The organism is Lysinibacillus sp. FSL M8-0337 (assembly GCF_038593855.1).
GTDB lineage: Bacteria > Bacillota > Bacilli > Bacillales_A > Planococcaceae > Lysinibacillus > Lysinibacillus sphaericus_D.
On record NZ_CP151996.1, the window covers coordinates 1,389,587 to 1,415,359 of the forward strand.

Annotated in this window: 20 protein-coding genes; 11 read left to right on the forward strand and 9 right to left on the reverse strand. The window is 38.8% G+C overall.

Annotated elements, in window-relative coordinates:
- Window positions 1-82: 82 nt before the first annotated feature.
- The 3 genes from MKY08_RS06410 to MKY08_RS06420 form a co-directional block, all read right to left on the reverse strand.
- A complete protein-coding gene (locus tag MKY08_RS06410) occupies window positions 83-937 on the reverse strand; it encodes a proline/glycine betaine ABC transporter permease (protein WP_069512028.1) in 855 nt (284 codons plus the stop codon).
- Window positions 930-2,129 carry a glycine betaine/L-proline ABC transporter ATP-binding protein gene (locus MKY08_RS06415; RefSeq protein WP_024361425.1) on the reverse strand — a complete coding sequence of 400 codons (1,200 nt, stop codon included), beginning with the start codon at window positions 2,127-2,129 and terminating at the stop codon, window positions 930-932. Before MKY08_RS06415 ends, MKY08_RS06410 begins: the two co-directional genes overlap by 8 nt.
- A 255-nt stretch (window positions 2,130-2,384) precedes the next feature.
- A complete protein-coding gene (locus MKY08_RS06420; protein ID WP_069512026.1) occupies window positions 2,385-3,020 on the reverse strand; it encodes a TrkA C-terminal domain-containing protein in 636 nt (211 codons plus the stop codon).
- Between the two features lie 273 nt (window positions 3,021-3,293).
- On the opposite strand from MKY08_RS06420, the gene MKY08_RS06425 reads away from it, so the two are divergent.
- Genes MKY08_RS06425 through MKY08_RS06440 form a run of 4 tightly spaced genes read left to right on the forward strand, consistent with a single transcriptional unit; the run spans window position 3,294 to window position 6,812 of the window.
- The gene (locus MKY08_RS06425; RefSeq protein ID WP_069512025.1) at window positions 3,294-4,025 is read left to right on the forward strand and encodes a GTP cyclohydrolase II; all 732 of its coding nucleotides are present in this window, start codon (window positions 3,294-3,296) and stop codon (window positions 4,023-4,025) included.
- Window positions 4,026-4,040: 15 nt separating this feature from the next.
- Window positions 4,041-5,150 carry a bifunctional diaminohydroxyphosphoribosylaminopyrimidine deaminase/5-amino-6-(5-phosphoribosylamino)uracil reductase RibD gene (ribD, locus tag MKY08_RS06430; protein WP_069512023.1) on the forward strand — a complete coding sequence of 370 codons (1,110 nt, stop codon included), beginning with the start codon at window positions 4,041-4,043 and terminating at the stop codon, window positions 5,148-5,150.
- Window positions 5,147-6,232: an FAD-dependent monooxygenase gene (locus tag MKY08_RS06435; protein WP_069512021.1), complete on the forward strand. Its 1,086-nt coding sequence runs from the start codon at window positions 5,147-5,149 to the stop codon at window positions 6,230-6,232. The genes ribD and MKY08_RS06435 overlap by 4 nt, the downstream gene beginning before the upstream one ends.
- 16 nt (window positions 6,233-6,248) lie before the next feature.
- On the forward strand, window positions 6,249-6,812 hold the full coding sequence (locus MKY08_RS06440; RefSeq protein WP_069512019.1) for a hypothetical protein: 564 nt from the start codon (window positions 6,249-6,251) through the stop codon (window positions 6,810-6,812).
- 43 nt (window positions 6,813-6,855) lie between these two features.
- On the opposite strand, the gene MKY08_RS06445 is transcribed toward MKY08_RS06440, so the two are convergent.
- The 5 genes from MKY08_RS06445 to MKY08_RS06465 form a co-directional block, all read right to left on the reverse strand.
- Window positions 6,856-7,623 carry an IclR family transcriptional regulator gene (locus tag MKY08_RS06445; RefSeq protein ID WP_069512016.1) on the reverse strand — a complete coding sequence of 256 codons (768 nt, stop codon included), beginning with the start codon at window positions 7,621-7,623 and terminating at the stop codon, window positions 6,856-6,858.
- Between the two features lie 104 nt (window positions 7,624-7,727).
- Window positions 7,728-8,870 carry a CoA transferase gene (locus MKY08_RS06450; protein WP_069512014.1) on the reverse strand — a complete coding sequence of 381 codons (1,143 nt, stop codon included), beginning with the start codon at window positions 8,868-8,870 and terminating at the stop codon, window positions 7,728-7,730.
- Window positions 8,871-8,890: 20 nt separating this feature from the next.
- On the reverse strand, window positions 8,891-9,697 hold the full coding sequence (locus MKY08_RS06455) for an enoyl-CoA hydratase/isomerase family protein (RefSeq protein WP_069512012.1): 807 nt from the start codon (window positions 9,695-9,697) through the stop codon (window positions 8,891-8,893).
- 87 nt (window positions 9,698-9,784) lie between these two features.
- The gene (locus tag MKY08_RS06460; RefSeq protein ID WP_069512010.1) at window positions 9,785-10,861 is read right to left on the reverse strand and encodes an acyl-CoA dehydrogenase family protein; all 1,077 of its coding nucleotides are present in this window, start codon (window positions 10,859-10,861) and stop codon (window positions 9,785-9,787) included.
- Window positions 10,858-12,012: an acyl-CoA dehydrogenase family protein gene (locus MKY08_RS06465; RefSeq protein WP_069512008.1), complete on the reverse strand. Its 1,155-nt coding sequence runs from the start codon at window positions 12,010-12,012 to the stop codon at window positions 10,858-10,860. The genes MKY08_RS06460 and MKY08_RS06465 overlap by 4 nt, the downstream gene beginning before the upstream one ends.
- A 266-nt stretch (window positions 12,013-12,278) precedes the next feature.
- Between MKY08_RS06465 and rpoN the strand changes: the two genes are divergently transcribed.
- The 7 genes from rpoN (at window position 12,279) to MKY08_RS06500 (ending at window position 24,363) form a co-directional block, all read left to right on the forward strand.
- Window positions 12,279-13,616 (forward strand): RNA polymerase factor sigma-54, encoded by a 1,338-nt coding sequence (gene rpoN, locus MKY08_RS06470; protein WP_069512006.1) that lies wholly within the window; start codon window positions 12,279-12,281, stop codon window positions 13,614-13,616.
- Between the two features lie 279 nt (window positions 13,617-13,895).
- Complete coding sequence (locus MKY08_RS06475; RefSeq protein WP_069512004.1) at window positions 13,896-15,311, forward strand: amino acid permease; 1,416 nt, start codon at window positions 13,896-13,898, stop codon at window positions 15,309-15,311.
- Between the two features lie 193 nt (window positions 15,312-15,504).
- Window positions 15,505-17,151 carry a sigma 54-interacting transcriptional regulator gene (locus MKY08_RS06480; protein ID WP_069512003.1) on the forward strand — a complete coding sequence of 549 codons (1,647 nt, stop codon included), beginning with the start codon at window positions 15,505-15,507 and terminating at the stop codon, window positions 17,149-17,151.
- Between the two features lie 297 nt (window positions 17,152-17,448).
- Window positions 17,449-18,777 carry an aspartate aminotransferase family protein gene (locus MKY08_RS06485; RefSeq protein ID WP_069512001.1) on the forward strand — a complete coding sequence of 443 codons (1,329 nt, stop codon included), beginning with the start codon at window positions 17,449-17,451 and terminating at the stop codon, window positions 18,775-18,777.
- A gap of 59 nt (window positions 18,778-18,836) precedes the next feature.
- Complete coding sequence (locus MKY08_RS06490) at window positions 18,837-20,234, forward strand: aldehyde dehydrogenase family protein (protein WP_069511999.1); 1,398 nt, start codon at window positions 18,837-18,839, stop codon at window positions 20,232-20,234.
- A 100-nt stretch (window positions 20,235-20,334) separates the two neighbouring features.
- Window positions 20,335-22,359 carry a hydantoinase/oxoprolinase family protein gene (locus MKY08_RS06495; protein ID WP_069511997.1) on the forward strand — a complete coding sequence of 675 codons (2,025 nt, stop codon included), beginning with the start codon at window positions 20,335-20,337 and terminating at the stop codon, window positions 22,357-22,359.
- Between the two features lie 24 nt (window positions 22,360-22,383).
- The gene (locus tag MKY08_RS06500) at window positions 22,384-24,363 is read left to right on the forward strand and encodes a hydantoinase B/oxoprolinase family protein (RefSeq protein ID WP_069511995.1); all 1,980 of its coding nucleotides are present in this window, start codon (window positions 22,384-22,386) and stop codon (window positions 24,361-24,363) included.
- A gap of 57 nt (window positions 24,364-24,420) precedes the next feature.
- Here the strand turns inward: MKY08_RS06500 and solA are convergent, their stop codons facing one another.
- Window positions 24,421-25,539 carry an N-methyl-L-tryptophan oxidase gene (gene solA / locus MKY08_RS06505; protein WP_069511993.1) on the reverse strand — a complete coding sequence of 373 codons (1,119 nt, stop codon included), beginning with the start codon at window positions 25,537-25,539 and terminating at the stop codon, window positions 24,421-24,423.
- Window positions 25,540-25,773 lie beyond the last annotated feature (234 nt).

The window sequence follows — 25,773 nt, forward strand, 5'->3', positions numbered from 1 at the left end:
AATCTTCCTTTCTACTCTACGTTTTTAGCATTTTAGTTGCATAATGCGATTGTAACTTGCTAATAAATGCCTAAATGCTCTATTACAGTTCTTTTTTTCGATTAAAGCTTTGAGTTAAGCGATCGATAATAATCGCGAAAATCACGAGCCCTAAACCAGCAACAAATCCATTACCGACTTGTGTACGTTGCAATGCTGTTAATACTTCACGACCAAGTCCTGGTGCCCCAATCATCGACGCGATAACAACCATTGATAGAGATAACATAACCGTTTGGTTAATACCGGCCATAATGGTTGATTTGGCAAGTGGAATTTCTACTTTAAATAATTTTTGTGCTGCGGTACTGCCGTATGAATCAGCGGCTTCTACTAATTCTTTTGGTACTTGTCTAATTCCTAAATTCGTCATACGTACAGTAGGGGGCAATGCAAAAATAACGGATGCAAATACACCAGGTACAATGCCAATGCCGAAAAAGGCAACTGCGGGGATTAAATATACGAAGCCAGGCATCGTTTGCATAAAGTCAAGAATTGGTTTAATAATATTTTCAGCAACGCTTGACTTGGACATTAAAATACCAAGAGGGATACCGAAGATGATAGAAATGATACTAGAGAATAATACGAGTGTTGTCGTTTCCATCAAGTGATCCCATAAACCTTGATTGTAAATAAATAACAGACCTATTAGTGTAAAGCTTGCAAGCCCCAATTTTTTGCCTACAGCGAAAAATGCTAAAATCACGACAAGTAAAATAAGAATAATAGCGGGAATGCTAATTAATAAATCCGTGACCTGGTTCATGAGTAGTTTTCCGTATTTTTGTATCACATCGAAGAATGCTGAAAAATTACTCGTCAACCAGTCCATGGCTGATTCTACCCATGGGGCAAGTGGTAAGGTTGGAATATTATCTAAAAAATTATTCATGTGTTACGTCCTCCTCAGTGCATGTTGAAAGTGCTTCGATAACCACGCCACGGATAAGCACACCGAGTAAACGTTCGTCTTTCACAACTGCAATAGGAGTAGGGGAGTTATGAATCATGCCTAAAATATCCTGTAAAAGCATATCTGGAGGAACGGTTAACATTTCGGATTGAACAATCGAATGTACTGTTTGTTCCTGTTTTTTAGCGGCCGCTAGTGCATCATCAGCAGTTATAAATCCTTTCAAATGTCTGTTTTTGTCAACAGCAATTAGTAAACTAACAGCTTCTTGACGCATTCTTTTCAGTGCAACTGTAGGTCCATCAAGGTCAACGTTGACATATACTGGTCGAACCATTACGTTTTCAGCTGTTAATACTTTAGAGCGATCAACATCTTCAACAAATGTTTTTACATATTCATTTGCTGGATTCGTTAAAATTTCTTCACCAGTCCCAATTTGAATAATCGAACCGTCCTTCATTATGGCTATACGGTCACCAATGCGTAGTGCCTCATTTAAATCATGAGTAATAAATAAAATTGTTTTTTTCAACGTACGCTGTAAATCTAGTAATTCATCTTGCATTTCTTTCCGAATTAAAGGATCGAGCGCGGAAAATGCTTCATCCATCAATAAAATTTCTGGATCGTTTGCGAGTGCTCGTGCTAAACCAACACGTTGTTGCATCCCGCCTGATAATTGGTTTGGATACTGGTCTTTATAGGCAAGTAAGCCTGCGTTTGCTAAAGCCTGTTCTGCTTTAGCTTTGCGCTCTTCTTTAGAGATACCTCGTATTTCAAGACCATACTCGGTATTTTGTAGAAGTGTACGGTGAGGGAATAAACCGAAGTTTTGAAAAACCATACTCATTTTGCTTCTTCTAGCGGTTCGTAAGCTTTCTTTTCCCATTTTAGAAATATTTTCGCCATCAATATAAATATTGCCACTCGTTGGTTCGATAAGACGATTCAACAGTCGAATAAGCGTTGATTTCCCGCTACCAGACAAACCCATAATAACGAAAATTTCTCCTTCATTGACGGTAAAGCTAGCATCATAAACACCAACCGTTGCACCTGTTTCTTTTAAAATATCTGTCTTGCTTTTTTGTTGTTTGACGAGTTCCAAAGCTTGAGGAATATGCTTACCAAAAACTTTAGAAACATGTTCTACTTTTATTTTTTCCATAGAACCGCTCCTTTCAAAAACTAATCCCACTTACAAATATACAGTGAGATACAACCTCAATTAGTAGAGTGAGAATGTAGTTACTTTAAAAACAAATCCGTGGGCGAATTGTTTTATTTTAAACTATTTGAGGATAATGAAAACCAAAAATGAACAAGTAACAACTTAACATTAACAAAGAGTTGTTACTTTTGTCAAATTGATAAATGAGAAAAAATCCGCATAAACGCTGTTATATCAGCGCTTATGCGGATTTTAATTTGGATATAAAAAGCTCTGCACGCGGCCTAAGCTTTCATCATTACCGATAAAGTAAATAATATCTCCTTCTTCAATTGAAGCGTAAGGTCCCGGTGAAAGTAATAATTCATTGCCACGACGGATACCAACAATCGTGCTAGATGTATTTTGCCAAAAATTTAATTCTTGCAATGTATGATGGATACACGGACTATCAGCAGTCATTTCAATTTGATATGGAATAAAAGGATTAACGGAACGGAAATGTTCAGTGCGACTAATTAGTTGTTTTGTTTTTTCCTGTAAATGCAACAATTCCTGCTGTTGTTTTTGAATACTGATCAACAGCTCATTTTGTAATTCATGAACAGATTGAACATCTTGGAACTGTCGGACAAAGCGCGCTGCCATTTCATACGATTTAATGATGACACCGCTACCTTTGGAAGCTTCGACAATTTCTAAATCTTGCAAAACGGCTATCGCTCTTCTTGCCGTTTCAGCCGATACATTGTATTGGCTAGCCAACGAAGATCTTGCATAAATTTTATCGCCAATTTGATATTTTTTTTCTACAATTTTTGAAGCAAGGTCTACCGCTATTTGCTGGTATTTTGGTTGCTTTACTTGAACATTTTTTTCTAAGTTCATGCTTAAACTTCCTTTCGTCATAACAAACCTACCTTCGCTTATTATAGACTAGCCTGCACAGAAAAAATAGCACCTCCATAAGCTATTAGTATAGGTTCTAAGCATCATTTAACAGCTTTCTATTCAAATATGATATTTTAGTAGAAAAGAGCTGTTGTTTGACAGTTTTAAGTTATTATTATAAACTAAGTTACGTTAAGTAAGTTAAATGAAATGAAGTGTTTAGTTAGTAAATATAACCTAAATGTTTAGCATAGAAAGTTGGCGATAAATATGACAATTACTACTAAAGTAGTGGATATAGTGAAGGACAAAATGACAATTGTAAAGCATTCAGAAACTGAAAATATTTGTCTTGTAGGTCCCGTGAAATTACCTGTTAAGCAAGGTGAATTTTCAGCGACATTCCAATGGTATAACTGGGTAAAAGTTGATAGCAATCTATCAAAAGAAGAAATAATTGACGGGCTAGCAACAGCAAATTTAGCATTTTCTCAGCAATCGTCCGTACTTGTTTATGGGGATTTTACAAATGAGGAAGATGTTTTAATTCGTATGCATAGCATCTGTCATACAGGCGATATCTTTGGAAGTCAACGCTGTGACTGTGGCTACCAATTACATGAATCTATGAAAATGATTGCAGAGCATGGTTGCGGTGCGATTTTCTATTTAGCAGACCATGAAGGGCGTGGCATCGGTTTATTTTCTAAATCGCTTGCTTATTTACTACAAGAAGAAGGTTTAGATACAGTAGAAGCGAATCATGCACTGGGCTTCCAAGATGATACGCGCTCTTATGAAGAGGCGATTACGGTTTTAACGGCTCTTCGTTCAAAGCCTGTAACACTAATTACGAACAATCCGAAAAAGCTAGCTGCTTTACAGATGCACGGTCTAACAGCAGATGGACATATCCCGTTATGGGGTGGGGTAACAGAGACAAACCGCTTTTATTTAGATACAAAAGTTGAAAAATCTGGTCATATCCGTGACATGAAGTAAGTGGAGGGTGTAAAGATGACGACAGATGAAAAATATATGCAATTGGCATTAGATTTGGCGGCGAGTGCAAGAGGGAATACGAACCCAAATCCTCTTGTAGGTGCTGTTATTGTAAAAGATGGTGTTATTGTAGGCACTGGTTTGCATCGTAAAGCAGGGGAGCCTCATGCGGAAGTGCATGCCTTTCGTATGGCGGGAGAGCACGCTAAAGGTGCTACTCTTTATGTTACGCTTGAGCCATGCTCGCATTTTGGTAAAACGCCACCTTGTGCTAATTTAGTCAAAGAATCAGAAGTGAGTCGAGTTGTAGTAGCGATGCAGGACCCGAATCCAGCTGTAGCAGGCAAAGGTATACAATTGCTACGTGATGCAGGCATTGAGGTAGAGGTAGGTGTACTAGAAGAACAATCTCGCCGTTTAAACGAACGTTTTATACACAATATGCTTACTAAACGTCCATTTGTTATTTCAAAATATGCTATGACGTTGGATGGCAAAATTGCAGCGCATACAGGGCATTCCAAATGGGTAACGGGTGCAGAAGCTCGGGAAGATGTGCACCATATTCGTCATGAAGTAGATGCAATATTAGTCGGCGTTGGAACAGTGATTGCAGATAATCCATCTTTAACGACGAGATTAAACAATCGACAGGGTAAGAATCCTATACGAATAATCATGGATAGCTATCTTCGTACACCAGCACATGCAAATGTATTAAATGTAGAAGAAGCGCAAACGATTATTGTCTGCAGTGAGGAAGTCAAACAAGAGCAAATTAGCATTTTTGAGGCAAAAGGTGTTACGGTCCTTCCTGTCCGAAGAGATAGTGAGGGTTTGCATATTAATGATATGTTAGAAAAACTTTATGCACTTGGTATTACAGATATTTTAGTGGAAGGTGGTAGCGCAATTAATGCCTCATTTTTACAAAGTGCTGCCATTGATAAATACGTCATCTATGTAGCACCTAAAGTTTTAGGTGGTCGTCTATCATTAACACCAATCGCTGGTTACAATGCAGCAACGATGGATGAAGCATGGGATGTTGAATTTGATTCATTTAAAAAGTTAGGGCAAGATTTACGCATTATTGCTTATCCGAAAAAAGGTGAAGGAAAGTGAATTATCATGCGGATGTTTGTATTGTCGGAGCTGGACCAGCTGGTGCACTTCTTGCGCATTTGCTAGTTAAAAAGGGTCTATCCGTCATACTATTGGAACAAAACGCAACACTCGGGCAGGCATTTCGTGGTGAGCATTTAAACGAAGAGGGTGAGGCGGTTCTCAAAAAGCATTTTCTTTTTGAAGCGGTTGAAGCACTTGGTTTATTACGAATGGAAAAATTAGAATATTATGCGAAGGGCGAAGTCATTAAAACGATTGTTCCAGATCCAATTATAGGGCATTTAGGTATTCACGTGCCTCAAGCTCATTTGCTTAAGGGAATACTTCAACAAACAGTTCACTTTCAAAACTTTAAGTGTTTCTTGCATACTAAAGTGACAACACTTTTGACGGATACTTCAGGGCGATATATCGGTGTTGTGGCAACAAAGAACGATGAAACAATTGAAATCAAGAGTCAGCTTATTATAGGAGCGGATGGTCGATACTCGACTATTCGAAAACGAGCGCATATTGCTAGCCAAAAACAGAAACATGGTTTTGATTTACTGTGGGCGAAAATTCCAGCACCTCAAGATTGGGAGCCAGCTATTAAAATGGCATTAATTGATGAAAAACAATTGTCGCTATTCTCCCAGACTGGAGGCTTTATTCAAATTGGTTGGAATATTGAACAAGGAAATTTTGCGCAACTTAGAAAGCAGCCATTTACACCGTTTATTCACAAGCTGATTGAGGCCTTTCCACAGCTAGATGATATTGTTACACGCCGTATTCAATCATGGCAGGACTTTGTGTTACTCGATGTATTTAGTAGTCATTGCGACTGTTGGGGTACAGCAGGACTTGTGCTGTTAGGTGATGCTGTTCATACCATGACACCTACTGGCGCATTCGGCTTAAATAGCGCGCTAAAAGATGCAGATTGTCTCGCATCCTTACTAAACAAAGAAGCAATTAGACAATTTAATGTGCGAGATTTTCAACAAATGCGAGCACAGGCTATTGAAGAAGTATTAGCGCAGCAAATTGAAAAAGAACAGACTTTTGCCTTTCACTTCATCGATAGGGCATCTTGAGGGGAAGAAAACATAGATGAAATTCGGTTTTGATATAGATGACACATTGATCAATTTACGGGCACATGCCTTTTCACTTTATAATAAAAAACTAGGTAAAGATATCACACTGGAAGCCTTTCATGCTTTAGAAAGAGTAGAGATTCATGAGCCCTTTGGCTTAACAGATGCAGAAGGCGCCGCAATGTGGAATAGTTCTTTAGAGGAAATATACTTTACGGATTGTCCAATTTTTGACAAGGCTCTTGAAACGCTACAAACATTACATGAACAGGGGCATGAAATTTATTATATTACGTCACGTCCGAAGCAATATTGTCAACAAACGCAACAATGGATGAAGGCTCAAGGTTTTCCTGTGGAACAGGGGCGTTTCTATTGTGGTATGCAAGACGTGGAGAAAGTAAATATTATTAAAAAACTTGCATTAGATGTTTATGTAGATGATAAACCAGCCGTATTAGAAACGCTACAAGACATTCACACAAAAGTGATATTAAAAAACCAATCATACAACCAGTATGTGAATTTACCTCGAATGCATCATTGGCATGAGTTTTTAAGCAAAATTAATGATTAAAAGGATTGGTATAACGGGTTTCGTTGTACCATTCCTTTTTGTTTTAAAACAGTTGTTTTTCAATATTTGCAGCGACATTTAGAATCGTTGCAATTAAATGATTTTCATCGTAATCATTGTAACGGACTTCCGGTATAACGAGTGTGACGGAAGCGATAATTTGATGCGAAGCATTTAATATTGGGGCTGATACAGAACAGGCGCCGCGCACCCGCTCGCTATTACTTATGGCAAAACGTTGCGCGCGAATTTGTTGTAATTCGTTTAATAGCTGTTCTTTGGAACAAATCGTCTTATCTGTAATCGGTTCAAGTGTGATATGTTCTACATAATCTTCAACATTTGGCATAAATGCGAGTAATGTTTTAGAAGATGCACCTGCATAAAGAGGGGAGGTGTCACCTACATACATTTTCGTTGATAGAGGGTAGGTAGAATCATAATTTACTATACAGCGCCTTTCTAAGCCGTCGATAATATTCATCGAGACACTTTCACCCATTTCTTCATTGAGCTTTTTTAAAATAGGCTCTGCCACAATAATTAGACTGGACTCTTGTTTAACTAGGTTCCCTAAATAGAGCAGTGAATGACCTAATTGGTAGCGTTTTGTTCCCTCATCTTTATGAAGAAATCCTTCATACACAAAGGTAGAAACAAAACGTTGTAAACTGGAGATGCTAAAACCTGTTTTTTTACTCAACTCTGTTAAAGAGAGATTAGGTTCTTCTTTTGTAAATGCTTTTAATACTTTAATCGCTTTGTGCAACGATGACATTGTATAGTTTTTTTCGAAAGTTTCTTGATTCATCTTGTCACCACCTACTTACATAAATTTACTTTCGCTTATCGGCTATAACCTTTATCTTCATTAGGGTTGTATGATGATAAAATTATTACTATTATAGCGTAAATTTATTTCGGTAGAGACGATTTTTGGAATTCATTTGTATGTTCTCCAAGTATAGGTGGAGCTAATTTATATTGAATATTTAAATTTGAAAACTGCAACGGGTTTTTGACGAATTTTATTTTGCCATATTTTTTGTGTTCGATTTCTCCAATCATGTCACGTGCCATAACTTGTGGTTGTTCAAGTGCTTCCGCAATGGAATTCACACGACCTCCGGGTATTTTATATTGTTGTAATAACGCAATCCATTCATCACGCGTTTTAGTTATTGTAATGTCCGAAATGAGTTGTACCAGTTCTGCTTCATGTTGCTTTCGCATCGTGTTTGTTATAAAACGTGCGTCGGTTGCCCACTCTTGACGTTCAAGCATTGTGCAAAATTTTTGAAACTGCCCATCAGTACCAACACATATCATTAAAGGACCGTCTGCGCAGTTAAATACTTGATAGGGCGCTACGTTATTATGCCGATTGCCTAAACGTTCAGAAGCAAATCCTGTATTTAAATAGGCACTCGCCACATTTGCTAAGCTACTCATTTGAACATCCAATAATGCTAAATCAATAAACTGCCCGTTATTCGTTACATCTCGCATTCGCAACGCAGATAAAATACTGATGACGACATAATGGGAAGTTAAAATATCTGCAATTGGGACACCGACTCTTGTCGCCTCACCATCCGTTGCACCTGTTACATGCATTAATCCACTCATCGCCTGTATGACCGGATCAAACCCTGGTTCGTAGGCGAGGGGACCTGTTTGACCGAAGCCGGTCACCGCGCAATAAATGAGTTGTGGATTTATTTTTTTCAATTCCTCATAGCTTAGCCCCATCCGCTCCATATCACCAGTTTTAAAGTTTTCTAGAATAATATCTGCATCTTTTACTAGCTCTTTAAATTTTTCTTTGTCCTCAACTGTTTTTAAATCTAATGTTATTGATTTTTTATTGCGATTGGCACATAAATAATAGGTACTTTGCTCATTTAAAAATGGACCCCAGTCACGCATACTATCAGAGCCATCGGGATGCTCTACACGTATGACTTCAGCACCTAAATCAGCTAGCAACATGGAGCCGGCAGGAGCGGCATAGACACGTGATAAATCTAACACCCGAATATTATTAAGAGGTTGCATATGGTTTCCTCCCACAAATGTTATTTGTATACTGGTTTACGTTTTTCTACGACGGCTGTTACACCTTCTTTAAAATCTTCTAGTTCTGTTACAATCGCCATTTGAGAAGAAATGTAATCGAGTGCTGTGCGTAAATCCATTCGTTGGCTTTGATAGACCGCACGTTTAATGAATTGTACGGTTGTTGTTGGGCGACTTGCTAGTTCTTGTGCATACTGTAATGTATATTCTTCGAGTGCCTCATCTTCTACAACAAAGGTAACGATGCCTTTCGCTTTCGCTTCTTCAGCTGTTAAAACACGCGCAGTCCAAAACATGTCCAGAGCCTGATCGATGCCGATAAGCTTTGGTAAATAGTAGGCGCCACCATCACCAGGAACGATTGCTACGTTTATGTAGCTCTCTGAGATTTTTGTTGATTTTGCCGTTATCCGAATATCACACATTAAAGCCATATCAAGACCGGCACCCATTGCAAAACCGTGCACTTGTGCAATCACTGGCTTATCAATTTCTTCAAGCAACAATGGAATACGTTGAATTTTTTTCCATAGCGAATTTTTTCGTGCTAAGCCAGTCGAAGAGATATCATCCTCACTTTTGAAAAAGCCTTCTCCAGCTTGCATCGCTTTAATATCGCCACCTGCGCAGAATGATTTGCCATTCCCTTTCACGATAACAACACGAATATCATCTGAATCGCGTACAGTTTCAAGCGCTGTAATCCATTCTGCAATCATTTCCTCGCTAAACGCATTGTACGCCTCCGGTCGATTTAACGTAATTGTGGCAATATGGTCTTTTACATCAAATAATAAATCTGCCATGTTCATCTCTCCCTTTACAAAATTGGTATTTTGTCTGACTTGTGCTGAAGAATGGCACTGCTTACTTCAGCTAACAAAGTATAGTTTTTAGCTCTGAGCTTTGAGCAGTAGTGAATTGTTAGTGCATGACGTCATATAAGCCCATAAGCTGTCACCGCTATTTTCTAGTAATTGAGTTGCCACCAAATCAGTCCAATAAAAAGAGCTTGCTCCTTCATCACGCCATGACCAAAGCCTACGTGTATACTGTTGTAAGCTATGTTCGTGTGTCGTACCAATTGCAGCATGCACTTGGTGGGAAATGGTCGCTACCGTTTGAATCATTTCTTCAAAACGAATCCGTGCATAGGCAACTTCACTCAGAGGGCTTTGTGCAACGAGGGCAACGGTCACATTATTAAATGCTGCTAAAGCTAACGCTGTTTCACCTGCTAAGTTCACAATATGTTGCTGAACAAGCTGGAAGCGATGTAGGGGACGACCAAATTGCTCACGCTCTTTTGTATATTGCACGGTTAAGTCATTTATTTTTTCAATAGCGCCCGTCATCATTGCTAGTTGAAAGGCTGTTGCAATGGCTGTCAAAGTCTGAATTTGTTCTGAAGTTAAGACAGTAGATTGTTGGCAAACATTGGCGTTTTGGAATGTTACCGTATCACGTGGCTCACCAGCTAAGTTTTTATCCGGTGAAATATCTGCTTGGCTTAAGTCAATTGCTACTAAATGGATACCCTTTGTGCTGTGTGCAAGTGTTACTAATTGCTTTGTATGGCGCGCCCAAGGAATATGTTGTGCTGAGCCCGTTAGTTTGCCGTTTTCAAGTGTAAAGCTCGGCGTTTCAGCTAGCGCATAGGTTGCCAAATCATCCATTACTTGTAGGTTAGTATATGCTAATAAGTAGTTTGCTAATGTTGTTTCTGTAAATGGGATCGGAGCCGCATACTTTCCTGTTAAACGAACAATATTTAATAAATCTTCTAAATCGCCACCCGCACCGCCATTTTCTTCACAAATGGCGACAGCCGTCATCCCGTTTTCCACGAACAAATTCCATATATCGGATGCCCACTTACCTTGCTCGACAATATCAACTAAATCTTTACTAACATTTTCTTTTAGCATTCGTTCTACTACTTCAAGTATCATTTCTTTCATTTCACTCATTGTGCAACAACTCCTTTCGCTACTATGCCATAAAGAACTTCTGAAGTGCCTCCTCGAATTGTAAAACCTGGTGCATGTAAAATAGACTCTGCCATTAAACGGTCGATTTTACGTTGCGCGTCAAGTGTAGGGTAGGTTTGCACTAATAAACGAGTAATTTCTGGTATGCTTTGTTCAAATTTGGTGCCAAGAGCCTTTACAAGAGCAGCTGGAATAGAGACTTCATCGCCGTTTCCAGTTGCTAAAAGCTGGGCTACACCAATTGATAAATTGCGTAAGCTCCAGAGGCGTGCGACAACTTTAGATGCTTGTTTTAACCCTTCAATGTTATTTTGTCGTTTTAATTCTTGAATGAGTTCATCGATTAAAGGGAACGTGCTTAAAATACGCTCTGGGCCGCTGCGTTCAAATGCTAGCTCTGCTAAACCTTGAATCCAACCATTGCCAATTTCACCGACAACCATATTGTCAGGAACAAAGACATTATCAAAGAATACTTCATTGTAATGATGTTCACCTGTTAAAAATTTGATTGGGACTACTGTAATTCCATCCGCTTGTAAATCGACGATTAGTTGGCTTAATCCCGCATGTTTATGTTTGCCATCATATGGGCTCGTTCGAACTAAAGTCACCATGTAGTGACAAAGATGGGCATTACTCGTCCATATTTTTTGACCGTTTACGATCCAGCCGCCTTCTACTTTTTCAGCACGTGTACTGACAGAAGCCAAATCTGAACCACTATTTGGTTCACTTAACCCAATGCCGAAGTAGCATTCACCTTTCACAATTTGCGGTAGGAAAAAAGCACGCTGTTGTTCTGTGCCATAACGCAAAAGTAGTGGTCCTGTTTGTCGATCAGCAAACCAATGTGCTGCAACCGGTGCACCTATAGCTAAAAATTCTTCGGTTAAAATATAACGATCAATAGTACTGCGCTCTTGACCGCCATATTTTTTGGGCCAAGTGATGCCAATCCAGCCTTTTTGCCCTATCAATTTAGAAAATTCAGGGTTATCTCCACTTAACCAAGAATCACATTTCGGCACGAAGGTTCCTTTTGCTAGTTCTTCGTGTAGAAATGCTCGAACTTCTAAACGGAATTGTTCTTGCGCTTCTGTAAATTGCACTGTTGGTAATTGAAACATAAAATAACTCCTCCTTTTTACCGCATTGTGATAACAATTACATTATATGTGTATTTTATGATTCGTTATGTAAATAAGTCAAATGTTTTTTAGAATAATTAGAAAATTCCGTAAGTGAAAACTGGTTACAGCATATATAAATTGGTAGAGAGCTTTTAGCGATATGCCTTACAAATAGTAAAAAGTATTTAATTTACGAAAAAGTGTAAAAAAACAGAAAAAACATGTTACTATGTAGAAAAATTACGTTTTGGGGGTGTGAGAAGATGCAAATGACGATTAAAACTTCTCAAAAGGTCACACAAATATTATCTGCACAGTTAGTCCAGCATTTAGAAATATTGCAATATTCGGCGACTGAGCTAGAGCAATACATTTATGAAAGAGCAACAGAAAATCCACTATTAGTGGTCAACGACGCAAAAGTAAAAACGCAATATGAGGAGATTATGCAATTAGCAAATTGTTCTGTTCATCATTTTTCATCATCCTATGATAGGTCTAGCAGTAACCAATTTAATATGATTGAGATGAAGCTTGCTGAAAAAGAAAATTATGAACAATTCCTTTTAGAGCAAGTGCCGATGCACCAAAATTTATCTTCTATTGATTTACGAATTTTAAAATTTTTAATCCAATCGTTGGATGATCGCTTATTTTTGGATGTAGAGTTAGAGATTGTAGCAGACAAGTTTCAAACTAGTTATTCGCATGTAGAAGCAATATTAGATTTATTACAAACTTTTGAGCCGATTGGCGTAGGCGCACGAAGTTACCAAGAATTTTTACTTATCCAATTGGATAATGATCAGTTTGCGCCGAAAATGGCTTCGACCTTTATTCGTTCAGATTTAGAGTTAGTTGCAACGCAGGCGATTAAACAGTTGAGTAAAAAATATAAGATGCCTTTACAAGATGTCATCGAAACGGTTCACTATATAAAAAAATTGAAACCGATTATGATGGGGGATAAATTAGAATCGATTCCCTATGTAACGCCAGATATCGAAGTGAAAGTAATTGCTGGGGAATGGGTGATTCAGTTAACTCGTCACCACTTACCTATCGTATCGATTGATGAAAGTTATGTTGCGCTGTTAAAAAATGATCCGAATTATCAAACGTACTACCGAGATTCAATGAAAGATGCATTAGCTCTATTGCAAGGAATTGAACAGCGAGATAAGACGCTTTATGAGTTAACTAGATTATTATTGCAACAGCAGGAAAATTTCTTTACGAAGGGGTTAGAAGCGATAAAACCTATGCGTTTAAAAGATCTTGCTGACTTGTTAGCTGTACATGAATCGACCATTAGTCGTGCTATTCGAGGGAAGTATATTCAAACGCCAAAAGGCATTTATGCATTACAATCTTTGTTTACAAAGGGCTTGCTGAATTCTTCTGGAAAAATGGATTCAATTATGTATATTAAAAAGCGCTTACAAAAGTTGATTGAAACCGAGGATAAACGAAATCCTTTAGCAGACCAGCAATTGACAAATATTTTATGTGAAGAAGGAATTCAAATTTCAAGAAGAACTGTTGCAAAGTATCGAGAGGAATTAAATATTTTAAGTTCATATAATCGAGCGTATGGGTAATGTGATGTAAAAAATAAACCGATGATGCAAATGTGCATCAAAATTTTAATTGTGCATTGTGCAAAAGCGATTCGTTACTCGTCATCCTTGATAAGCTGTGCCCACCATAAAAGGATGAAGCGAGATAAGAAGCTAGTAAACTATAACTTAATTTAACAGAATTTTATAAATTTTAAGTTTTTTGTAGTGTTTGGCATAGAACTTGCTCATTAAACAGAAGACATGCATTAGAGAAAGGGGCTAGTAAATGTCTATATCAAAACACTAAGGGGTGGTTTAATGGGAGCTTTGCAAAAATCACTGAAAACACGACATATTACAATGATTTCCATTGGTGGGGTAATTGGAACGGGGCTTTTTGTCGGAACTGGAAAAAACATTTTAAGTACCGGTCCAGCAGCAGTCATATCCTATGCAATTGCGTGTTTGCTCATTGTCTTAATTATGCAAATGGTTGGTGAAATGGCGGCTGGGGAAATCGCATTAGGAGAGAAGTCTGGTCAATCGGGGGAGTTAGGCTCATTTGCATCGTATGCAGGAAAGTATATTGGGCCATGGGCAGGTTTTACAGTTGGCTGGCTGTATTGGGCTAGCTGGGTATTCATTGTTGGACTAGAAGCTGCATTAATCGGGGGTATGCTGCATAACTGGTTTCCATTTATACCGATTTGGGTTGGAAGTGTAGGCATTACATTGTTAATGACCATTATTAATATTTATTCGGTGAAATCATTCGGTGAATTTGAATATTGGCTATCATTTATTAAAGTTACGGCAATCATTATCTTTTTAGTAGTGGGAACAGCAATGATTTTCGGTATATGGCCTAATTATGAGCCTAAAGGATTGGGGATTTTAACAGCATTTGGTGGCTTTGCACCAAATGGGGTTGTTCCAATATTTACGGCAATTGTGTTTGTTATATTTTCTATTTGCGGTGCTGAAGTTGCAGCGATTGCTGCGGCAGAGTCTGAAAATCCAGCAAAAAATATTGTTCGTGCTATTCGCAATGTCGTATTCCGTCTCGGATTATTTTTTGTCGGTTCAGTAGCTATTATGGTAATGATTATCCCGTGGAATGATTCAACGTTTTTAGCAGCACCCTATGCCAATATTTTAACGATGGCTGGACTTCCAATTGCAGCTCAAATTATTCAAATCGTTATATTTATCTCATTAATTTCGGTGCTCAATTCAGCACTTTATACAAGTTCACGCATGTTACTTGAAATGTCACGTCAAGGAGATGCGCCAAAAATCTTCTCACAAATACGAAATCGTCGCGGTGCACCAGTACCAGCTATTATTGGAAGTACCTTAGTTGCGTATATTTGTGCCATGCTCTATTTTATTTCCCCAGAAGTCATTTTTTATTTTTTAGGTAACTGTGTTGGAGGATTAATGATTGCTGTTTATATTTTTATTGCGATTTCGCAAATACGATTTCGACGGTATTATGATCAAGTTTCGGGTGAGCTATTAGCGATTAAAATGTGGTTATTTCCCTACTTATCGTATGTTACAATTGGTGTTTTAACAATTGTCTATTTATGCCAAGTGTTAATTGAATCGTTGCGTACGCAGTTTTACTTAAGTACATTAGTATTGATTGTGTCAATTGTATTATTTGTCATCATGCGAAAACTTTCAACGAAACCAGCAGAGCAATTAGAGGATAAATTAGCTTCAGAGTAGAATATTACTACGAGGCTATGATGAGTGTGAGGGAACTATACGATGAGATTAAATTCGCGACACGCTTACGGGAATGCAAGCCTGGCAAACAAATACGCAAGTAGTTGTTTGCCAGAGACCCCGTGGATAGGGAGCGAATTTTTTTGCATTACTTCTTGCAATAATAAAACGGTTTGGAAAGGAAGCGGTTCAGATGTCAGTAACAGAACTTCATAAGGAAGAGCATTTTTTTATTGTGAAAAATGGTGAAGTGATTGTCAAAAGTGATATCCAACAAGAGCTTCTTGAACAAATAAGTGAGAAATACTGTAAAGGACAAGAAACATTTGAGGTGCAAGAATATTTCGTCCATGTAGTAGAAACATCACAAGGTACGCTGTTTACAGCTAGATCATTGAAGCAGTTTAACGATATCGATTTTATGAACCCCCTGTCACATAAGTTGCTGAACTCAATTTCTGATGGTGTGACGATTTGTGATCGCCACGGCAAGATTTTATTTCAAAATGACATTGATATTGAAATTGTTGGTTTCGATTTACGGGGGAGATATGCAAAAGATGTCATTGCGGAAGGATTAATGAGTGATTCCATTTCGATGAAAGTAATTGAATCGCAAGAAAAGGTAACAATATTGCAAACCTTCATTAACGGCAGATGTTTTTTAGTCACAGGTCAGCCGATTTTTGATGAAGATGGAAAATTGCAATATGTTGTTGCCATCACACGGGATATGACACAACTCAAATTGCTTGAACAAGAAGTACAAAAATTAGAAGATCAAAATGAAAATTTTAAATGCAAACTACAAGCCTTACATAATCAAGAATCGAGAAAAAGTAGTTTAATTGCCGTATCTTCTGCCATGATGCAAGTAGTCAAAAGGGTGATGCGTGTTGCTGAAGTAGATTCTACCGTGCTAATTGGTGGTGAATCGGGAGTCGGTAAAGAGGAGATTACAAAACTTATTCATGCCTATAGCAGACGAAGTCATAAGCAAATCTTAACAATCAATTGTAGTGCAATTCCAGAGACATTACTTGAATCTGAACTTTTTGGCTATGAATCAGGGGCATTTACGGGAGCTAGTAAAGGTGGAAAAGCTGGACTCTTTGAAATTGCATCAGGAGGCACGGTGTTTTTAGATGAAATTGGAGAAATGCCTTTGCAACTCCAAGCTAAATTATTGCGGGTACTACAAGAATCGGAGGTACAGCGTATAGGAAGCGGCAGACCGATTGCAATTGATGTACGAATTATCGCAGCAACCAACCGAAACTTAGCGGATATGGTTAGGCAAGGTAGCTTTCGAGAGGATTTATATTATCGCTTAAACATTATCCCTATTGAAATTCCACCATTAAGACAGCGTCGGCAAGATATTATCCCATTAGTTAATCATTTTTTAGCGTTGATAGGTGATAAATATGGAATTCATCGAACAATAGAGTCATCTGCTATGAAAGTGTTAGAAGCGTATACATGGCCGGGAAATGTCAGGCAATTGAAAAATATGGTGGAACGCCTTTGCTTATTGGCTACCCAACCTGAAATCACAGTAAGTACAGTTCAACAAGAGCTTGATAGCAACCCACTAGTTATTCGAGAAGTCGACAATACAGTACAACAGCCGAATGTACAACAACAGCCTGCAGTTCCACTTTTAGAAGGTACATTAAAAGAGCAAGTGGCAATGTTTGAAAAGCAATTGATTAAGCAAGCATTGTCCGAACATCCGAGTATAAGACAAGCAGCCAAAGCGCTCGGCTGCGATCAATCTACGTTAGTAAGGAAAATACAAAAATTCCAATTGACACGGCATATCTCATATCAAGAATAATGATGCGGTTATGCATCACTACTTGCATATTTGCATAAATAGTGCAAAAAAGCGTGAAGTGCTTGTGATGTTGAGAAAGGGCGTATGTATTTCTAGTAAGATATTTGTTGAACCGAAAAAAATGTCGACAATCTGAAAACAATAAAGTTGTTCGAGGTGGTCAACAGTGAATAATGATAACGAATTCAATAGATTAGAGAGGCATTTTTTAAATAATGTCTCTTTTTTTATGGAGTTGGCATGAAAATTGCTTGTAATAAAGTGTATAAAACTTTTAATGAAAAGAGGCTGGTATTGATGACAATTCAACTAAAAGAAGAGTTGAAAACTTTAGATCAAAAGCATTTTCTACATCCAACGACGTCGATTGAGCAACAGCAAACACAAGGGCCTGCTGCTATTTTTACAGAGGGAAAAGGCATCTATTTAAAAGATTTAGAGGGGAAAAGTTATATTGATGGCATGTCTTCTTTATGGAACGTAAACGTTGGACATGGTCGTGAGGAAATTGCAGAAGTTGCAAAAGAACAAATGGCTACATTAGCATTCAGCTCTTGTTTTGCTTCATTTAGTAACGAACCAGCTATTCGTTTAGCAACAAAAATAGCCTCTTTAACACCGGGAGATTTAAATACAGTATTTTTTACTTCCGGAGGATCAGAATCAAATGATACGGCGATTAAACTAGCTCGCCATTACTGGTTATTAAAGGGTCAGCCAGAGCGTCAAAAAATTATTTCACGTACACAATCCTATCATGGGGTGGCGATGGGTGCGACAAATGCAACGGGTATACAGGCATTTCGTAACTTTACCAACTCTCCTGCACCTGATTTCCATTATGTTTACAATCAATCTGTTCGCGATCTTCGAGAAATGATTGAAGCACTAGGTCCAGAAACAGTAGCAGCGTTTATTTCCGAGCCGATTCAAGGAGCGGGAGGAGTCAATATTCCACCAGAAGATTATTTTAAAGAAGTACGCAATCTTTGCGATGAGTACGGCATTTTATTTATAGCGGATGAAGTAATTACCGGTTTCGGACGTACGGGTAAATGGTTTGGTATGGAGCATTACGGCGTTGTACCAGATATGATGTCATTTGCTAAAGGGGTATCGAGTGGCTACGCACAGCTTGGAGGTGTGGTAATTTCCGAAAAAATTCATGAAACATATTGCCAGCTTTCCAAAGGGACTTTAATGCACGGTTATACGTATAGCGGTCATGCATTGGCTTGCCAAGTAGGCTTAAAAAACATTGACATTCTAGAGCGAGAACTATTAATAGAAAACGCAGCATCTATGGGAGAAGCGATGTTGGCAGGTTTTAAAGCGCTTCAAGAAAAATATAGCTTTATCGGCAGTGTTCGAACAATTGGTTTGCTAGGTGCTATTGAGCTAGTTAAAAATCGTGAAACTGGGGAGCTTTTCGAGACTGCCATTAGCCCGATATTTGTTCAGGAAACAATGAAACGAGGCTTAATTTTACGAACAGTCACGTATGAGCAAGATACAGTTGTTTTTGCACCACCACTTATTTTATCGAAAGCAGAATTAAATGAAATGTTACGTATTCTAGACGAGACTTTTGAATTTGTGCGTAAAACGATTATTGCAAAAGAATAATATGTCTGGTGTTGATGTGAGCTAATAATAAATCAGTTACTTAATCAAGGAGGGGTTTTATGACAACTATCATTAGGGAAATTCGAGAGCAATTTAATCCTGCAAAACCATCGCAATGTATTGGTCAAGTAGAGCTTTTGACAGTGGATGAGACAAAGGAAGTCGTTACAGCGGCAAATGAAGCATTTGAAGATTGGAAAAATACATCGTCAGTAGTGCGTGGGGAACTATTGCGTGTCACTGCAGACTTGCTCGAACAAAATATTGATAAAGTAGCTGAAACAGCTTCCAACGAAATGGGTAAAACCAAAAATGAAATGATTGGGGAGGTGAAACGTGGCGCTTCTATTTTGCGCTATTTTGCACAAGAAGGAATGCGGGCGACAGGTGAAGTATTGCCGTCTGCCAGTGAAGGCAAAATGTTGTACACCATGCGTGTCCCTCTTGGTGTAGTTGCAGCTATTACACCATGGAATTTCCCAGTAGCTATTCCTTTGTGGAAAATTGCGCCCGCATTAGTATACGGCAATACGGTTGTTTGGAAACCTTCTATTGAAAGCGCTTTAACGGGGAAACTTATCGGCGAGCTCTTTGAACAAGCAGGTATACCAAAGAATGTGTTAAACGTCGTACAAGGACGCGGTTCGAAAGTTGGGCAAGTTTTGCTTGAAGCACCAGAAGTGAAAGCAATAACATTTACCGGTTCAAATGGTGTTGGGCAAAGTATTTTAGATAGTGCAGGATCAACTAAGAAAAAAATTCAGCTTGAACTAGGCGGAAAAAACGCTGCCATTATATTAGCTGATGCGGACATTCATCTCGCTGCAAAGTTAACAATGGAAGGAGCAATGAAGCAAACCGGACAACGTTGTACAGCAACTAGTCGAGTTTATATTGAGGAAGCAGTTTATGATGAGGTGTTAGCATGTTTAATTGAACAAGTGAGGGAAATCAAAGTCGGCACGTCAATGGGGCCGGTTTCCTCTAAAGGTCAATATGAGAGTATTTTAGCTGCCATTGAAAAAGCAAAATTAGAAGGTGCCAAACTTGTCTATGGTGGTGGACCGACGCAAGGTAAATCAGAAGGTTATTATATTGACCCGACGATTTTTACAAATGTAACACATGCTATGGGCATTGCGCGTGATGAAATTTTTGGACCAGTTTTAGCTGTGATTAAGGTAAAGGATTACGAAGAAGCAATTCGATTATCCAACGACTCTGAATTTGGATTAAGTGCTTCTATTTATACGAACAACATTCAAAAAGCTTTTGATTTTATTCAGCGTAGTGAAGTAGGGCTTGTTCAAGTGAACGACGAGACAGGTGGTGCTGAACCACAAGCGCCATTTGGCGGCATGAAAAATTCAAGTACTGGCGCACGTGAACAAGGTCAAGCAGCAAAAGAATTTTTTACAACATTTAAAACGGTGACAATTCGCACACAGGGAGTGTAATGGGCTTTAATGCCCATTACATATGGGAGACCGTTTTTTCTTATAGATTAGTAGATTGTTATGCATATTTTCACACTATTAAACGAAAGAAGGTATCTCTATGGCACAAACTCGCTTAGCAATAGATGTTGGTGGAACGTTTACAGATGTGTTTGTTTTTAATGAAGATACAGGAGAAATATTTGTCACAAAAACCTCATCCACACCATCAAACCCTGAACAGGGAATTTTAAATGGCGTTGAGAAGGCAGAGTTGAAAGGACAGGATATTAAAATTTTTTCTCATGGCACGACGGTTGGCACGAATGCATTAATTGAGCGAAAGCTACCGAAAACCGCTCTAATTACGACAAAAGGATTTCGCGATGTAACAGAAATACGTCGCGGCACAAAGGAGGATATTTGGGATACGTACAAAGATACGGCAAAGCCCTATATTCAACGCCGCGATCGTTTTGAAGTCAACGAGCGAATAGATTATGAAGGAACAGTATTGCAAGCTATCGATGAGGAAGAAATTCGGGTACTAGCAAAGAAATTGAAACGTCGCGGGACAGAATCCATTGCTATATGTTTTATCAATTCTTATGTGAATGGAGAAAACGAAGCAAAAGTGAAAAAGATTTTACTTGAGGAACTGCCAGATGTTTATATATGTACTTCAAGTGAAGTACTACCTGAAATATTCGAGCATGAGCGGATGAGTACAACGATTATTAATGCCGTTCTAGGACCAATCATGAGCAATTATATTAGTAAATTAAGCAATGAAATGCAAAAAAGAGGCTATGAGGAGGAAATTTTAGTTTTACATTCTGGCGGAGGTGTCATGACTTCTAGTACAGTGCCTCGCTATGCCGCTAGATTAGCGAGTTCAGGAATTGCTGCTGGAGCCATTGCTAGCAAACATATAGCAAAGTTATGTGGTTTTGAAAATGCGATAGGTTTGGATATGGGAGGAACGAGTACAGATATTTCACTGATGTACAAAGGACAAATTCGAATTACAAAGGATTGGTCTATTGAATATGGTTATCCAATAGGGTTTCCAAGTATTGAAATATTAACGATAGGTGCTGGTGGTGGTAGTTTAGCTTGGCAAGATGAAGGAGGATCATTACGAAATGGTCCGCAAAGTGCTGGTGCTATACCAGGTCCAGCCTGCTATGGTCATGGTGGTACAGAGCCAACAAACTCAGACGCTAATGTCGTTTTAGGACGTCTTGGTGTGACATTGTTAGATGGTATGATGCAATTAGATAAAGGCAAGGCACAGCAGGCTGTCAAAAAAATTGCGCAAGCTTTCAATCAGACAATTGAAGAAGCAGCGAGTGCCATTATTGAAGTTGCCAATGCCAATATGAGTGATGCCGTTCGTTTAATTTCTGTACGTCGGGGCTATGATCCACGTGATTTTGCCCTTGTAGCCTTTGGTGGTGCAGGACCACTTCATGCCGCACATTTAGCAAAAGATTTAAATATCCCGAAAGTCATTATCCCTACGCATCCGGGCGTAGCAGCAGCAATGGGGTGCTTACTTGTAGATGTACGCCACGATATTTCAAAAACGTTTGTAAAAAAAGCAAATGAAGTATCAGTCGAAGAGCTCGATATTCAATATCAAGCACTACGGAAAGAGGCGAAAGCACTATTAGAAGAAGAAGGGATTTCTGAAGAAACATCGACTTTGATGAATTATATGGATCTTCGCTATAAGGGACAATGGCGCTCCTTAGCGGTTGTGGTACCAGATTACGTCACTTCCTTGGAGGAAGTATTAGCAGCATTCCACCAAGAACATGAGCGAGAATTTGCATTTTCAGATAAGGACCAGATTGTTGAGATTTACGGTTTACGTGTGACTGCAATAGGTACAGTGCCAAAACCTAATTTCCCACAATTTGCACCAACTGGCTCCTTACAAGATGCTTATAAAGAGACACGACCTGTTTATTTTGATGGGGCATATGTTGAAACAAACGTTTATTATCGCGATAAAATTCCAGTGTATGCACAATTACAAGGTCCTGCAATTGTGGATCAATTAGATACGACAACGGTCATTCCACCAGGATTTACGGCTGAAGTAGATGCTTATAAAAATATCATTATTACCGTGAACTAATACATGATAAGGGGGAAGTAATCTATGAGTACAACAGGATTGTTCCTAAATAATCAAATTAAAAATCTAGATCCAGTAACATTTGAAGTGTTGAAAAATGGCTTTGTAAATTTAGTCGATCAAATGGCTGAACAAATGCTGCGTACTTGTTATTCTTTTGTTATTTATAATCGGGATTTTAGTTGTGCATTATGTGACGCACAAGGAAACACGGTTATGCAGGGAACACAAGATATTTCGGTACATGTCGGTACTTTACATCTAACAGCAAAAGCGGTTTTAGAGGATTTTGCAAATGACATTCACCCTGGTGACGTATTTTTAGTAAACGATCCATATCGGGGGGGCACGCATTTTAGCGATGTTCGGGTTATACTACCTGTTTTCCATGACGATAAGCTGATTGCCTTGATGCAAACAAACGGTCATTGGGCAGATGTAGGTGGTTCTAATCCAGGTTCTTTTGATATTACAGCAAAGGAACATTATGGAGAAGGATTACGAATACCCCCTGTACGCATTTATAGTAAAGGTCAGTATTTAGCAGATGTTGTGAATATTATCGTGATGAATATGCGTATTCCAGAGGAACGAATTGGCGATTTACGTTCACAAGTAGAAGCGGCTAAAGTTGGCGAAAAACAATTGAATGAGATGATTAACAAATATGGTATCGATACGGTTTTGCTAGCATTTGAAGAGGTACAAAATTATGTAGAACGTTTAACGAGTGCAAAGATTAAAGCCTTACCGAAAGGACAATGGGAAACAGTCGATTACATTGATATGGACCCAGAGCTAGGGGATGGCTTAATACCAGTGCATGTGAAAATGACAATTCGTGAAGATGAAATTTTCTATGATTTAAGTGGGTCACACCCTGCTATAAGTTGCTTTTTAAATGCTGGATTCGGTTCTGCACTTTCTGGTATTTATGCAGGAACTAAAACATTCTTTCCGGAAATTCCGTTAAATTCAGGGTTCTATCGAGTTGTCAAAATACATTTGCCCGAAAATACTGTTGTCAATGCTCCGAGTCCTATTGCGGTATCTGGCTATTGCTCAGGTTCTTTTGAAAAGATAATGAATGCATGTTTTGAGTTATGGTCGAACATTATGCCTGAACGTGCAATTGCTTGTTCATTTAACCTAGAGTATTTGTTAATTGGTGGCTACGATCAACGACAAAATAATAATGGGTATTTTATGTGGTATGACTGGATGGCAGGAGGACATGGTGGGCGTGTGGATCGTGATGGCGCAAATACGACATCACCTGTATTTGGGGTCGGTTTAAGTGTCCAACCGTGTGAAGGGCAAGAACGTTTGTCTCCTGTACTAACAACAAAACATGAGATTATTACAGATTCAGCAGGTCCGGGGAAATATCGCGGCGGCTGTGGTGTTGAAAAAGGTGGGCTATTAACGGATATAAACAATACAGTGATGTCGTACTGTTGTGACCGTTCTCGTTCCATTACGTGGGGCATTATGGGAGGCTTACCGTCCATTGCACAAGGGGCTATTTTAAATCCAAATCAAGCTGGTGAGGAATTTTTGGGTACCATTTTTTCTAATGTCGCATTGAAAAAAGGAGACTCCTTTACACGTCCATCTGCTGGCGGGGGAGGATTAGGTGATCCTCTGAAGCGGGATGTCAACGCAGTGTTAGAGGATGTAATTGATGAATATGTCTCGCTTGAACGTGCGAAACTTGATTATGGTGTTGTTATTCGTGAAATTGATCGCGATATTGACGCATTTGAAATTGATATGGCAGCTACTGTGAAAGAGCGAGCGTATATTCGAAAAAATCGTCAACAATGGCTTGAAACAGACCCCTATGAAGTGGAGCGTCTGTACAATACAGGTGAAATTAATCAAATGGACGTTGTACGTCGCTATGGCGTTATTATGGATTACAAAACAAATCAAATATTACCAATTTCCACGAAACAATATCGTACGTCCATGAAAAAACGTTCGTTAGCCTATTGGATGTAATGTTATACAACAATAAAGCAACCAAGAGAACGAAATATTTCTCTTGGTTGTTGTGATTTAGGCAAAGCGATTAAGCTGAAAAAGTGATAAATCTTGCTTGCTTGTACCATTTAAAATAAGTTCTGTTAATACTTCGCCAACTGAGCTACTAAATTTGAAGCCATGACCAGAAAATCCTGCAGCAATGACAATATTGCGATGATTAGGTAAAAAATCAATGATAAAGTGTTCATCAGGTGTCACAGAATATTTACATGTTTTGCCGAATGCAAGTGCACCATGCTGTGGCATGAAGCGATTGATAAAATGTTGTAAATCAGCAGCATCCTGATTATCGAATGGACGCATTGGCTCATTAGGGTCAATCGGTTCACCACCATCATGGCGACCTAGTTTCAAGCCTGCCCCATGAATGCTGGGAAAACCGTAATAGGCACAATCATCAAATTCGAAACAGTAGGCGGGGAACGTAGTGTCACGATAAAGCTGTTCGTCTGCTTCAAACCAAGCAAATGTTTTGCGTGTGGGTGTAATAGGTAATGAAAGATTCATGGTTTGGAGCAATTCCGATGCCCAAGCACCTGCTGTTACAATGAGTTTTTTTGCCTCATAAAAACCACTATCTGTATGTATCTGTACAATGTCTTCGGTCTTAATAGCGTGGACCTTTTCATTTGTATGTAAAAGGGCACCTTGTGCTAATGCTAACTTTTTATAGGCAGCGATACAAGCTTCTACATGCAATACACCAGCAGTTGGTTCATAGCACACTACTAAATCCTCAGGCAATGCTAATCCAGGCCATTTTTCCATCGCTTCGGCGGCTGTATACTGTTCTAAAGGTAAATCGTATAGCTTCGCGCTTCTTCTAACATTTTGAAGAAAGGTATGATCTGATTGACCAACATTCATCACACCTGTTTGTAAAAATAAAGATTCACTTGTTTCCGCTTCAAGCTCTTTCCAAAGTTGTCCTGCGCGTAGTACGAAAGGGACATAACTAGCTCCTTCACCGTAAGCAAAGCGAATAATTCTTGTTTCGCCATGGTGGCTGCCCTCTTCATGTGGTGGATCAAAAGCATCGAGCATAAGGACGTTTTTTCCTGCCTTCGCTAAATAATAACCAGCCGCCATTCCCATTGAACCAGCGCCCACAATAATGACATCATAAATCATAATCATCCCTACTTTCTTTCTCTAGTATAGCAAAATAAAATGAGAATTTTGCAACAACTTATATAGGGATTATAGGAAAACACGAAAAGGCTGGGCCATTACTAAAAAGAAGGGGGGGTAAAGGGACAACTCTTGCTTAGATCGAATAAACGCATGATGCAATGAGCAAAAAAGTGTTAGATTGATGGCAGTCAATCTAACACTTTCTCTAACCTGTTAGCCAACAGATTATTA